We start from the raw sequence: 14,437 nt of genomic DNA on the forward strand, positions 1-14,437 counted from the left end.
AAGGTTTCTCCATGCATCTAAAACGAATACTCTCGGCTCTGGTGGCCATTCCCTGTCTGTATCTGATCATCGCCAAAGGCGGGCTTTTCTGGTTTTCCATCCTGATTTCCGTGGCGGCCCTGATCGCCCTTTCCGAGTATTATTTCATCGTGTTCAGCAAACAGCGCGAATCCGTGTTCGGGCCCGTGGCCCTGATCGGTTATCTGACCTGCCAGGCCATCGTCTTTTCCGCCTACCGGTACCCCGGACGCTTCGATCTGATGCTGGGCATAGTGGCGGCGAGCTTCATGATTTCCGGCCTTTTCACCCTGTTGCGCTACGAGGCGGGGTCCGATGCAATCTCGGTTCTGAGCCGTCAGGTTCAGGGAACGGTGTATATTCCCCTTTTGATCTCGTCACTGGTCCTGATCCGGAACGACGGGACAGACGGCGTGGCCTGGGTTTTTTATGTGCTGGTTCTGGTGGCCCTGTGCGACACCGGGGCCTATTACGCCGGAACCTATCTGGGAAAACACAAGCTCTGCCCCAAGGTCAGCCCCGGGAAAACCGTGGAGGGATTTTTGGGAGGCCTTTTTCTGACCCTAATCTGCGGCCTTGGCATCCAATGGTTTTTTTTCCCCAAACTGCCCCTTGTGATGACCCTGGTGTTTCTGGTGACGGTCAGCGTGGTGGGACCGGTGGGCGATCTGTTCGAGTCGGCGCTCAAACGGACCTTCGGGGTCAAGGATTCGGGATCGATCATTCCGGGCCACGGCGGCATTCTCGACCGTATTGATGCCCTGTTGTTCGTCGCGCCTGCGGCTTACCTGTTCAAGGTGTATCTGCTGGGATGAAACGGGGCTGATCATGAAATATCTTTCCGTGCTGGGCAGTACCGGTTCCATCGGACAAAACGTTCTGGATATCGTTTCCAGGTTCCCCGACCGCTATGCAATCAAGGCTCTGGCCGCCGCCACCCAGGTCGAGACCCTGGCCCGTCAGGTCGAACGCTTTCGGCCCGAGGTGGCCGTGGTGATCGACGAGGCCCACGCCCGGCAGCTGGCGGCCCGCCTGCCTTCGGATCTTGCCGTCGACATCGTGTTCGGAGATCAGGGCTACGCCGATGCCGCCGCCCATCCCGACGTCCACATGACCGTCTCGGCCATTGTGGGTGCCGCGGGCCTTCTGCCCACGGTGGCCGCCATCAGAGCGGGCAAGGACATTGCTCTGGCCAACAAGGAAACCCTGGTCGCCGCCGGAGATGTCGTGATGGCCCTGGCCCGGGAAAAAGGGGTCCGGATTCTTCCGGTGGACAGCGAACACAGCGCCGTGTTCCAGTGCATCGAAGGGCAGGCGAAAACGGCCCTGGCCAAAATCCTGCTGACCGCCTCGGGCGGGCCGTTCCGAACAACACCGGCTGCGGTCTTTGAGACCATCCGTCCCGAAGACGCCCTGGCCCATCCGACCTGGAGCATGGGACGGAAAATCAGCATCGATTCCGCCACTCTGATGAACAAGGGACTCGAGGTGATCGAGGCCCGTCACCTGTTTGATCTTGACGCCTCCCGCATCGAGGTGGTGGTGCACCCCCAGAGCATCGTTCATTCCATGGCCGTGTTCCACGATGGGGCCGTGCTGGCCCAGATGGGGGCGCCGGACATGCGTGGGGCCATCGCCTATGCCCTGTCCTGGCCCGAACGTCTGCCCCTTGACCTGCCGGTTCCCGACTTCGCCGCCTTAGGCGCCCTTGTTTTCGAAGCGCCCGATACCCAGCGCTTTCCCTGTCTGTCTCTGGCTTACGAAGCCTGCCGGGTCGGCCATACCCTTCCGGCCGTATTGAACGCGGCCAACGAAACGGCGGTCCATGCCTTTCTTGACCGGCAGATTCCCTTTACGGCCATCGCCCGGATTATCGAGCAGGTCATGGACAAACATGTGCTTGAAAAAAAACCGGATTTATCGGATATTATCGGGACTGACGCATGGGCAAGGGACCAGGCGGAAATTTTTATCAGACAGCAGCGGGGCAGGTGACGGGCGTCATGTCGCCTGCCTTCGTCGACATCAGGACAGCGTTACCTTATGACAACCAACATCATCGCATTGATTATCGTTCTTGGCGTGCTCGTTTTTTTTCATGAGTTCGGCCATTTTATCGTGGCCCGCCTGTTCAAGGTGGGGGTGGAAAAGTTTTCCCTGGGGTTCGGTCCGCGCATCGTCGGTAAAACCGTCGGCATGACCGACTACCGGATCAGTGCCATCCCCCTGGGCGGCTACGTGAAAATGGTGGGGGAGGAACCGAATGCGGACCTCGATCCCGCCATGATTCCCCATTCCTTTACCCACAAGTCCGTGTACAAACGGATGCTGATCGTGGCGGCGGGGCCGGTCTTCAACGTGGTCCTGGCCGTTATGATTTTCTGGGGCCTCTATGCCGGATACGGCGCCTATGACATGGACACGGTTATCGGAGGGGTCCAGGATGCCTCACCGGCCCAGGCGGCCGGCCTTCAGGCCGACGACCGCATCCTTTCCATCGACGGGGTTGTTATCAACACCTGGGAAGACATGGCCGCTCGCATCAAGGACGGCCGGGGCGGCGAGCGGGCCGTTACCATCAAGCGGGGCGAAAAGACCCTGACCGTTTCCGTGACCCCGATGCTGAGCGAAACCCGGAACCTGTTCGGGGAAACCGTCGAGCGCTACCTGATCGGCGTGGAAGCCCGGGGCGACCTGATCCGCAGAGAGATGAGCGTGTTTTCCGCCTTTGGCGAAAGCCTCAAACAGACCTGGGTCGTAACCGAAGTCACCGTGCTTTCGGTGGTCAAGATGATTCAGGGCACCATATCGAAAAAAGAGCTGGGCGGGCCGATCATGATCGCCAAGATGGCCGGCGACCAGGCCCGGGCGGGCTGGGTCAACCTGATTTCCTTTATCGCCGTGATCAGCATCAATCTGGCCATCCTCAACATTCTGCCCATTCCGGTTCTCGACGGCGGGCACCTGGTGTTTTTCGCCATCGAGGCCGTCAAGGGCAGTCCCGTCAGCGACGGGGCACGGGAAGTGGCCCAGCAGGTGGGTATGCTTCTGCTGCTTCTGTTGATGATTTTTGTGTTTTACAATGACCTGACACGCACCATCCCCACGTGAGGGGGCGGGCTTTGACGTGTGTCATGACTTTTATCAGGACCATGGACAATCATGCTCAAACGACTTGAAATCAGATTGAAACCCCAGTTAAGCGACGCCGAAGGCGAGGGCCTGCGCAAGAAAGCAAAGGCTTATTTCGGTATGGAGATCGAGGCGGTGAGGACCATCCACATCGTGACCATTGCCGCCGATCTCAGTGATGCGGACTTTGCCGTCATTCAGCGGGAACTGTTTACCAATCCCGTGACCCAGGAATCCTCGTTTGAGCCCCTGGACACGCCCTTCGACTGGTGTCTGTGGGTGGGGTTCCGTCCCGGCGTCCGGGACAACCCCGGCAGCACGGCCGTGGAGGCCATCGAGGACATCCTGGGCAAACGGTTCCGCCCGGACGAAGCGGTTTACACCTCCAGGCGCTACTGTATCGTATCGAAAACCATGACCGAGGCGGACGCCCATACCCTGGCCGGGCAGCTTCTGGCCAACGACATCATCCAGCAGTGGAAGGTGTTCTCAAACGAAAGCTGGGATCCGGCCGTCGGCGTGGGCTTCATCGTGCCCCGGGTGATGCTCGACCATACCCCCACGGTCGGCACTCTCTCGGTTGCAAGCGACGCCGTGCTTCAACACATCAGCTTCGAGCGGTCCCTGGCCCTGAACGCCAAGGACATTCCGGTGATCCGGAACTATTTTCTCCGTGACGAGGTCCGTCGTGAACGGGCCGCCGTGGGTCTTGCCGATCCCACCGACGTGGAACTGGAATACATCTCCCAGAGCCGCAGCGACCATTGCAATCACAACACCTTCCAGGGCGTGTTCCGCTATACCGATGCCGAAACCGGCGAAACTATCGTCGAGGACAACCTGTTTCGGACCTACATCAAAGAACCGACCCTTGCGCTCAAGGACCGCAAGGACTGGGTGGTCTCAGTGCTCTGGGACAACGCGGGCATCGGCCGGTTCGACGAGGAAAACAACTACGTGATCACCGGCGAGACCCATAATTCCCCGTCGAACATGGAAGCCTACGGCGGTGCCATCACCGGCATCGTGGGGGTTTACCGTGATCCTCTGGGCACCGGCCTGGGTTCCCGGCTGGTCATGGGCAGTTACGGCTTCTGCGTGGCGGACCGGGATTACGCCGGGGAACTCAAACCCCGTCTCCATCCCCGTCGCCTGCTCGACGGCGTCATCGAAGGGGTCAAGGACGGCGGCAACAAAAGCGGGATTCCCACCCCCTTCGGCCAGATCTATTTCGACCGGGGCTATCTGGGCAAAAGCCTGGTCTTCGTGACGGCCCTGGGCATCATGCCCGCCACGGTCAAGGGTAAACCGTCCCATGAGAAAAAAACCTCCCCCGGCGATCTGATCATCATGGCCGGGGGCCGGGTGGGCAAGGACGGCATCCACGGCGTCACGGCATCCTCCGAGGTGTTCAGCGAACACACCCCGGCCGGGCATGTGCAGATCGGCGACCCCTACACCCAGAAAAAAATGCACGACTTCATTCTTGAGGCCCGTGACGAGGGGCTGATCGAGTTCATCACCGACAACGGCGGGGGCGGCTTGTCCTCGTCCATCGGCGAATCGGCGGAAATCAGCAACGGCTGCCGTGTGGAACTGGACAAGGTCCCCCTGAAATACGACGGCCTGGACCAGTGGGAAATCTGGATCTCCGAATCCCAGGAACGGATGACCGTGGTCGTCCGGCCGGAAAATCTCAGTCGGTTCATGACCCTGTCAAAACGGCACGCGGTGGAAAGCACCGTCATCGGAACCTATACCGATTCGGGCAAGCTTCACATCACCTACAAGGGCAAGACCTGCGCCTATGTGAACATGGACCTTTTGTCCGAGGGCTTCCCCCAGTGGGAATTCGATGCCCTGTGGCTGTCTCCCGAAAAACGCGGGCTGACGGAACCGGTACTGGGCGAGCCGGCGGATTACCCGGTCCTGCTTATGGATCTTCTGGACCGGCCCAACCTCTGTTCAAAGGAATGGGTGGCCCGGCAGTACGACCACGAGGTTCAGGGCACCAGCGTGATCAAACCCCTGGTGGGCGGCGAGCGGGATCTGCCGAGCGATGCCTCGGTGATCAGGCCGGTTCTGGGTTCCGAACGGGGCCTTGCCTTTTCCCAGGCCCTTCTGCCCGCCTACTCGGCCATCGACGCCTATCACATGACCGCCTGCACCATCGACGAGGCGGTTCGCCGCCTGATCTGTGTGGGGGCCGATCCCGACCAGATCGGCGGGGTGGACAACTTCTGCTGGCCCGACATCCAGTACCATCCGGTGAAAAATCCCGACGGCCGTTTCAAGGCCGCCCAGCTGGTCAGGTCCTGCCGGGCCCTCAAAGACATGTGTCTGGCCTATGAAATTCCTCTGTTGTCCGGCAAGGACAGCATGTATGTGGACGGTCACCTCAAAGGCCGTTACGGCCAGACCGTCAAGGTGTCGGCTCGGGAGACCATGCAGTTCTCGGCCTCGGCCGTGGTTTCCGACATCAACCGCTGCGTGACCATGGACGTCAAGACGGAGGGCGATCTGATCTATCTGATCGGCGGCACGTCCGATCATCTTGGCGGATCGGAGTATTACGAGCATCTGGGCCTTGTGGGCCTGAACGTGCCCGTCGTCAATCCGGCCCATTTCATGCCCCGCTACCGGGCCCTGTCCCGGGCTCTGGAAACGGGCCTTTTGGCCTCGGCCCACGGTGTGTACCGCGGCGGCCTCGGGGTTCATCTGGCCCTTGCGGCCATGGGCGGCTGTCTGGGCATGGAGGTGAATCTGGCCGATGTGCTGTGGGAAGGGGACGAAACCGGACGGCGGAACGACCGCATTCTGTTTTCGGAAACCCCGGGGCGGGTCATCGTGACGGTTGCACCGGATCATGCCCCCGTCTTTGAAAAACTCTTTAAGGGCCTGGCCCTTTGCCGGATCGGCCGGGTGGGTTCAAAAACGGCTCCCGTGACGATCACCGGCATCGGCGGCGAACCCCTTGTGTCCCTGACGGTGGCCCGGTTGAAACAGGCGTGGAAGAAACGGTTTGGAGATCTGATATGAAAGATGTGAAGGTGCTTGTTCTGACGGGTTACGGCCTGAACTGCGATCATGAAACGGCCCATGCCTTCGAGCTGGCCGGGGCCGTGGCCGACCGGGTGCATATCAATGCCCTGATCGACGGGAGCGCATCCCTGTCCGATTATCATATTCTGGTGTTCGGCGGCGGATTCAGCTGGGGTGACGACCACGGCGCCGGGGTGGTGCAGGCCGTGCGGCTCAGGACCCATATCGGTGCGGCCGTCGAAACGTTCATCGCCGGGGGCAATCTGGTCATCGGCATCTGCAACGGATTCCAGACCCTGGTCAACATGGGACTTCTGCCCGGTTTCGACGGCGACTACCGGAGCCGGAAGGTGGCCCTGACCTACAACGACTGCGGCAATTTCAGGGATGACTGGGTCCATCTCGCGGTCAACCCGAACTCCCCCTGTGTGTTCACCCGGGGCATGGACAGGATGGAGTATCCGATCCGTCACGGTGAAGGAAAATTCTACGCCGAGGCGCAGGTGATCGACACCCTGATCGAGAACGGGCAGGTGGTGCTGCGCTACGCCCTTTCCGACGGGACCCCGGCCCGTGGACGGTTTCCCGAAAATCCCAACGGATCGGTGGACGACATCGCAGGGATCTGCGACACCACCGGCCGGGTGTTCGGCCTGATGCCGCACCCCGAAGCCTTCAATCATCCGACCAACCATCCCGCATGGACCCGCAGGCGGGAGACGGACAGGCGAAAGGGGATGGACGGCCGGCCCGGGGCCATGGACACGCCGGGTATCCGTCTGTTCAGAAATGGGGTTGACTATATCCGTAACAGGGGCCTATAATCCCTGGCATTCAGCCCGGAAATCATTGAAACGGTTCCTTTCCGGTTGTCCCGGAGACCGAGGAACCGTTTTTCTGCACACCGGCTTCGCCGAAATCCGCACCGGACACGCTCAACCGGGAGACGCCCTGACCCTATGTTCGCCTATGGCCTGAAAACCAACATCGCGGTTCAGATCGCCCTGATTCTTTTTTTCGGCATGGGCCTGACGGTGTTCATGACCACCAATGTGGTTGAGCACCTGTTGATCCGAAATCATGTGGCCCGTGGCCGGATGCTTCTTTCGATGATCGAACGGGAGCCCGATGGGCCCGGTCGTTTTCTGACGCCTGTCCTCCTGGATCAGGCGGGGGTGTCCGGGCTGGTGATCGTTCATGGAGATTCCGGACCTAACGACCGGTGGGGAGCGGGCGTCGAGACCCTGGAACCCCATGCCCGAAAGGCTCTGGACACGGGCCGCTTCATGGAAATCTCCGCCGGAAAGGACTGGGGGGTGTTCTGGCTCCAGGCCCAGTCGGTGATTCTTGCGGCACCCCTTGCCTTCGATCACGCCTCCGCGGCGGCGCTTTCGATTCCCCTGTCCCCCCTTTACAGCCAAATACGCCGGGCCCAGAGCCTGATGTTCATCTATGTTCTGATCAACGGAACCGTGCTGACTGCCGTTTCGGTCTATCAGCTGTCCCGACTGGTGGTCCGTCCCGTCAAGCGGCTGCTCCGGCGGGCGGAGGACTACCACGGAAACGACAAGGATCTGATTTTTGACGAGAAGGGCGGCAACGAGTTCAACACCCTGTCCAAGGCCCTCAACAACATGCTCGGCAGGATCTCAGACGGCCGGGAAGCTTTGGAGAAGACCGTCGTGTCCCTGGAGCGGAGCAACCGGGAACTTCAGAAGGCCCAGAAGGATATCATCCGGGCGGAAAAACTCGCCTCGGTGGGGCGCCTGTCTTCGGGCATCGCCCATGAGATCGGCAACCCCCTGGGTATTGTCAGCGGGTATCTGGAACTGATCAAGAACCCGTCCATCGACACGGAGCGGAAAAACGACTTCATCGCCCGGGCCGAACACGAGCTGGCCCGCATCGACCGGATCATACGCCAGCTTTTGAACTATTCCAGGACCTCGCCCCCCACGCACCGGTTTTTTTCCGCCCACGACACCATTGCCGAGGTGGCCGAGATGCTGAAGGTTCAGCCCGTGATGGCCGGTATCGCCGTCGCGCTGGACCTTGCGGCGAAAAAAGACCGGATCATGGGGGATGCGGATCTGTTTCGTCAGGTGCTGATGAATCTGGCCTTGAACGCGGTGGACGCCATCGGACTCTGTCCGGACCGTCGTCCGGGGACGATCACGGTCGAAACCGTTAATCAAGGCGGTGAGCGGCCGTCGCTTGTTGTCTGCGTGGAAGACAACGGCGCCGGTATTCCTCAGAAGAATCTGGACGTGATTTTCGATCCGTTTTTCACGACCAAGGACCCCGGCAAGGGCACGGGTCTCGGGCTGTCGGTCTGCTTCACCATTATCCAGGACATGGGCGGCCATATTCAGGTGAAGAGCACGGAAGGGTCGGGAACCCGGGTGACCATGGGGTTTCCCCTGCCCGGCAGTGACCGGGAGCCGGCCGATGACGGGGGTGAGTCCCGATGAATGCCGCAGACATCAAAAAACGGCTTCTTGTCATCGACGACGAGGAGAACATGCGCCACATGCTGGGCTCCATGATGGAGCAGTTCGGCTATCAGGTCGAGACGGCGGCCGACGGCACAGGGGGGCTTGACTGCGTGGACCGGGCCCGTGCCGACGGACGGCCCTTTGACGTGATTCTTTGCGATATCAAGATGCCGGGCATGGACGGCATGACCTTTCTGGTCGAGGGGCGTGAGCGGCTGGTGGGCAGCACCGTGGTGATGATGTCCGCCTACGGCACCATTGATCTGGCCGTTGAAGCCATGAAACAGGGGGCCTACGACTATATCTCCAAGCCGTTCAAGGCCGACGAGATCAAGCTGGTTCTCGAAAAGGCCAGTGAACGGGAAAAACTCAAAAACGAAAACCTGTTTCTCAAGAAACGCATTGAAACCATGGAAACGGGTTACCGTTTCGACACCCTGACGGCCCGGAGTCCGGCCATGAAAGAGGTCTTTCATCTCGCTGAAAAGGCCTCCCGGTTCAGCACCACGGTGCTGATCACCGGGGGCAGCGGGACGGGCAAGGAGCTGATCGCCAAAGGCATTCACCGGATGAGCGATCGGGCGGACAAGGCCATGGTGCCGGTCAACTGCGGCGGGATTCCCGAAGCCCTGATGGAGAGTGAGTTTTTCGGGTATAAAAAAGGCGCCTTCACCGACGCCCGTTACGACAAGAAGGGTCTGTTCGAGGAGGCCGACGGAGGGACCCTGTTTCTCGACGAGATCGGCGAGCTGCCTTTGTCCATGCAGGTCAAGCTTTTGCGGGTGCTTCAGGAAAACGAGATCCGCGCCGTGGGGGAACTCAAGACCCGGAAAATCGACGTGCGGGTCATCGCCGCCACGGCCCGGGATCTGGCCCTGGAAGTCCGGGAGGGTCGGTTCCGTGAAGATCTTTATTACCGGCTGAACGTGCTGTCCATCACCCTCCCGCCCCTCAAGGATCGGCGGGAGGATATTCCGGTGCTCTGCGAGCGGTTCATTGCGATGTTCAATGAGCGCTTCGGACGGAAGATCCGATCCATCGCTCCCTCGGCCATGGGCCTGTTTTTTGCCTATGACTGGCCCGGTAACATCCGCGAACTGGAAAACGCCATCGAGCGGGCCATCGTGCTGGCCGATGACGACGAACTCCTGCCCGAGCATTTCACCGCCCTGAAACCTAAGGGCGGTTCGGAGGATGCCGGGGGCGAAGACGGCGAGGCCTTTGCCCTGCCGCCGGGGTTTTCACTGAAACCCGCCCGGGAGCGGCTCGAGCGGGTGATGATCGTCCGCGCCCTGACGGAAACCGGGGGCAACCGGACCCGCGCGGCCCGTCTTCTTGAAATCAGCCATCCGTCACTCTTGAGTAAAATCAAGGCCTATGATATCGATTTGTAAAAAAATATGAACGGTCAAGGGGATTGATCCTATGCGCTCATTTGTCAACTCACCAGCGGTCCGCACCATCCTGTCCTTTTTTCGCCGTGTCTTCAAGGCCGAAGACGGGGCCTACGACACTCCCGCGAAGGTCGTCGACCGGCCCGCGGAAGACGCGGGGGACGAGATGGTCGCGGAGGCGTCGATCACCCGGTTCGGCGAGGCCCTGGCCGATGCCGAGTATCTGATTTCACGCAAGATGTTCCGTGAAGCCCTGGTGATTTACCGGAAACTCAACAGCGAGCTGACCGGAAAAGATGAGCTGATGAAAATTCAGTTTGTCCGGGAAAAAATTGAAATGCTGCTCAGCAGGATCAACCAGGAACCCACCCTGGCCGAATCGGCCCAGGTGATCGCCGAGGAAAAACGATCGGCCGAGGAACGCTATGCCGCCACCGTGCTCGAGGCGGACCATTACTTCGAGCACGAGCTGTACAACGAATCCCTGTTTCTCTATCTCAAACTTCAGAAGGAATGGGCCGCCTCCGGCGACCTGGAGAAGATCAACCATATCCGGGAAAAGGTCGCCTTTCTCAACGAGGTGGTCGATGACGACTTCAAGATCTCCCTTCAGCCCATCGATACCCCGCCGGTCAGCGATCTGACCGTTCCGCCGGAATCAGGCGACCTGTCCCGCCTGTTCGGCGAAATGATTTCCGATGCGGAGGAATTGATCACCCGGCGCCAATACCGTGAAGCCCTCGGCATCTACCGGAAGCTGAACAGTGATCTGGCCGGAACCGGCGAGTTGATGAAAATCCAGTATGTGCGGGATAAGATCGAGCGCCTGATCGAACGGATCAATCTCGAACCCACCGCCCCCGAGGCCGCCGAAATCATCGCCCAGGAAAAACGTTCGGCCGAAGAACGGTTTTCGGCCACACTCAACGAGGCCGATCAGTACTTCGAGCATGCGTTGTACGACGAGGCCCTGTTTCTTTACCGGAAGCTTGCCAGGGAATGGGCCGCCTCGGGTGATCGTGGGAGAATCGATTGCATCGCCGAAAAAATCAGGGCCTGCGACGGTCTGACCCAGGAGCCGGTGACTCCGGACGAACAGGGCCCCACGGTTTATCTGAATGACGAGGGCAGTCTGACCGACGAGGCCCCGCCGGCGCCGGAACCGTCGGCGACCGGTCCGACCGTTGTGCCGGGTCCCCTCTACGCCTTTCTTTCCCGCCGGCGCCTTCTGCTGATTGCGGCCCATGCTCTTCTGCTGATTCTTGGAATGTATGCCCTCGTCAACAATCCCCTGGACACCATGCCGTCTCCGTACCGGGGTGAGGTTTACATCATCACGCCCTGCGCGGGCATGGGCGTGGACGATGTGGAAGCCCTGGTGACGGTGCCCGTCGAAAAGGCCATCGAGGGCATGGCGGCCGTTCAGTCGGTCACCTCGCTGTCCGAACGAAACCGATCGTCGATTCGTGTGGTCCTGACCAACGACGCGTCCCATGCCGAGGCCTATGCCCGGATCAAACAGCACGTTCTGGCCGTCCGGAAAAGTCTGCCCGCCACATGCGGAAACTCGGACTTTGTGTTCGTTGACGACGGGGCCGCCGATCCGGTCGTGCGTCTGAATCTTGCCGGAAAAATGCCTGAGCCGAACCGGCAGATCCTGGCGGATCAGCTCAAAACGGTCCTTAAGGCCGTTCCGGGTGTCCGGCATATCGACGTCACCGGTAAATCATACAACGAGGTCCATGTGTCTGTGTCTCCCGAGAAACTCAAGGAACACGGGCTGACGTTTTATGAGGTGTGCCAGGCCCTCCGGTTCGCGGGATCCCTGGATGAGAGCGGCCGGATTTCCGGCGGCGTGGCCCGGTTTTCCCGTGAAGCCGATGTGATGACTGTGCTGATCCGCAAAGACGCGGACGGCAGGGACATCCGGATGTCCGACGTGGCTACCGCCGCCGTGATGAAGCCCCTTGCCCCGAAAGACCGGGCCTCGGTCAACGGAACGGCGGCCACCCGGCTGACCGTTTTGAAAAATCCGTCGGCCGATACGGTGTCGCTGGTCCGACAGATCCGTCAGAAAGCCGAGGCGTTCAGGGACAGCCACCGGGAAGACGGTCTGCTGCTGACCGTCACCGACGATGCGTCCGAAGGCCTGATCCGCTCTTTCAGCGCCTTTGTCCGGAACCTGACGGCGGGCGCCCTCCTGATGGCGGCGGTTCTGTGGATCGGTCTCGGTTTTCGAAACACCGTGATCGCCATGGTCGTCATTCCCCTTGCCGTCGTCGCGACCCTGTTCGTCAAGTATGCCCTGGGGATTCCCTTGTATACCGTCAATCTTCTGGTGTTCATGATGGTGGCGGGCATGCTGGTGGACAGCACGGTGGTGGTTGTCGAGGCCATCCATCGGCAATGGACCGCGGGCAAGGCTCTGGACCGGTCGACGGCAGACGGTCTGGCCGAGACGGCCCGTCCCATGGCGGTGTTTCTGGTCGCCCTGATACTGGGTTTTGCGCCCATGTTTCTCGGGCAGGGGCCCATGGGTTCCCTGTTTCTGATGATTCCCCTTCCCCTGATGTTTGCCCTGACCGTCTGTCTGGCCGGTGCGTTGATCGTCGCTCCCGCCCATATGCTGCAATGGGGCCGTTTTGAACAGCGGGAAGTGTCGCCGACCGGCGTTGCCGTACCCCGATCCCGATCGGCTCTGGAACGCCGATACGCGGGTCTGGTCGGCACGTTGATCCGCCATAAACGCCGGACCTCGGCGGTGACGGTGCTGCTTCTGGCGGCCTGTCTGGTTGTGATCGGTCTTTCCCTGTCACAGCGTGTCGGGTTGATCGACGTGGATCTGGTTCCGGATGTTGCCACGGCCTGCCAGGTTCAGGTGATCATGCCCGACGGCGTTTCCATCGATACGACCGATCGGATGCTTCGCGACCTGTCGGCCCTTTTCGTCCATGACCAGGCCGGTGAAAACGGACCCGCGGTCACCGCACTGGCCGGACGGATGACCGGGCCCGACGGCCTGAAGATGTCGGGGGAACGTTACGGCAGTATCATGATTCCCCTGCGTCGGCATGAGGCCCCGGCCATGGTGGAGACGATCCGCATGACCGTTTCTGATCATCTGGAGGCCGCCGTTCCCGACCCGGCGAGCCGGCCTCGAATCCGCGTGATTCCCATGCAGGGCGAAACCCCCCTTGGGATGACCGTCGGCCTTCGCCTGTCCGGTTCCGACCCGGATCAGGTTCTGAACGCCGCCGACCGGCTGATCCAGGAGTTGACCACATCGAAACAAACCCGGGGACTGATCGTTATCGGTGACGACCGACCCCGTGACGTTCGGACCGGGCGATACGCCCTCAAGCCCTCCCAGGCCCAGGAACCCGGGGTTGCCGATCGCATCACGGAAATCCTGGCGGCGGCGGAAGGCGGCGTCTTTGTGGGAAAATTCCAGGCCGCCCCGGGGGACCTGGACCTGAACGTCCGGCTGAACCGCAGGGCCGAAGAAGTCAAGGGCGGAAGCTCCCTGCGTGACCTGTACGATATGCCCGTGATCGCCGGGAATGCCGATACCCCGGCGCGATCCCTCGGTGATCTGGTGATGCCCGATCAGGGACCCGAGCCTGATTTCAAACGTCGGATCAACGGGCGCCCGTCCGTCACGATCTGGGGTTTGATCGAGAATCAGTCGGATCTGACGCCCCAGGACCTGGCGTCTCTGGCCTCCGGACAGCTTCAAAAAAACCTTGCCGGTCAAGGGGCGGCAGATCTGGTTCTCGTCGGTGCGCCTCCTGAAACGGCGGATCGGTTCAATTCCTTTTTTATCGGACTTTTTATCGCCTCGTTTGTGATCTACCTGATCCTGGGCCTTCGCTTCGGAGACTTCATCCAGCCCCTGATCGTGTTTGTCGCCCTGGCCTTTCCCCTTATCGGGGTGACGGCGGGGCTTGTGCTGGGCCGCTTTACCTTCACGGCAGCCGGGCTGATGGCCCTGGTGGGGATCGCCATGACGGCGCTGTTCCAGACCCTTTTGATGGTCGAAGGCATCAACGCCCGGATCAGGGACGGCCTGGAGTTGGATGAGGCCATCATCGAGGCCTGTACCCGTCGCATCAAACCCGTGCTTTTAACCACCCTTTCGGTGATGCTGTGGTTTTTGCCCATGGCCCTTGGCCTTTTCGGCGGCTCAGCCGAATGGACCGGCATGGCCCTGACCCTTGTGGTCGGCATGGGCCTGACCAGCCTGTTGACGGTTTGCGCGGTTCCCGTTCACTATGCCATGGCTGCCCAGACCCGGAATCTGTTCACGGGAGACCCGGTCTGACGGGGAGGGGCACGATCGAAGGCCTCGTGCCGTCC

General features: G+C 60.7%; 8 protein-coding genes. All 8 read left to right on the forward strand.

Annotated elements, in window-relative coordinates; genetic code table 11:
- The first annotated feature begins 11 nt into the window (after positions 1 to 11).
- Positions 12 to 833, forward strand: a complete 822-nt coding sequence (locus ACYQ11_RS14100) for a phosphatidate cytidylyltransferase (RefSeq protein ID WP_459924441.1) — start codon at positions 12 to 14, stop codon at positions 831 to 833.
- Positions 834 to 846: 13 nt separating this feature from the next.
- Positions 847 to 2,013 carry a 1-deoxy-D-xylulose-5-phosphate reductoisomerase gene (locus ACYQ11_RS14105; protein ID WP_459924442.1) on the forward strand — a complete coding sequence of 389 codons (1,167 nt, stop codon included), beginning with the start codon at positions 847 to 849 and terminating at the stop codon, positions 2,011 to 2,013.
- Positions 2,014 to 2,061: 48 nt separating this feature from the next.
- The gene (gene rseP, locus ACYQ11_RS14110) at positions 2,062 to 3,129 is read left to right on the forward strand and encodes an RIP metalloprotease RseP (protein WP_459924443.1); all 1,068 of its coding nucleotides are present in this window, start codon (positions 2,062 to 2,064) and stop codon (positions 3,127 to 3,129) included.
- Positions 3,130 to 3,180: 51 nt separating this feature from the next.
- Complete coding sequence (locus ACYQ11_RS14115; RefSeq protein WP_459924444.1) at positions 3,181 to 6,189, forward strand: AIR synthase-related protein; 3,009 nt, start codon at positions 3,181 to 3,183, stop codon at positions 6,187 to 6,189.
- Positions 6,186 to 7,016, forward strand: coding sequence for a phosphoribosylformylglycinamidine synthase subunit PurQ (locus ACYQ11_RS14120; protein WP_459924445.1), 831 nt, complete (start codon positions 6,186 to 6,188; stop codon positions 7,014 to 7,016). Before ACYQ11_RS14115 ends, ACYQ11_RS14120 begins: the two co-directional genes overlap by 4 nt.
- 135 nt (positions 7,017 to 7,151) lie before the next feature.
- Entirely contained in the window at positions 7,152 to 8,663 is a 1,512-nt protein-coding gene (locus ACYQ11_RS14125) for a sensor histidine kinase (RefSeq protein WP_459924446.1), read from the forward strand.
- Positions 8,660 to 10,081 carry a sigma-54-dependent transcriptional regulator gene (locus ACYQ11_RS14130; protein WP_459924447.1) on the forward strand — a complete coding sequence of 474 codons (1,422 nt, stop codon included), beginning with the start codon at positions 8,660 to 8,662 and terminating at the stop codon, positions 10,079 to 10,081. Before ACYQ11_RS14125 ends, ACYQ11_RS14130 begins: the two co-directional genes overlap by 4 nt.
- 31 nt (positions 10,082 to 10,112) lie before the next feature.
- Complete coding sequence (locus ACYQ11_RS14135; RefSeq protein ID WP_459924448.1) at positions 10,113 to 14,402, forward strand: efflux RND transporter permease subunit; 4,290 nt, start codon at positions 10,113 to 10,115, stop codon at positions 14,400 to 14,402.
- Positions 14,403 to 14,437 lie beyond the last annotated feature (35 nt).

This window comes from Desulfatiferula olefinivorans (genome assembly GCF_054657895.1).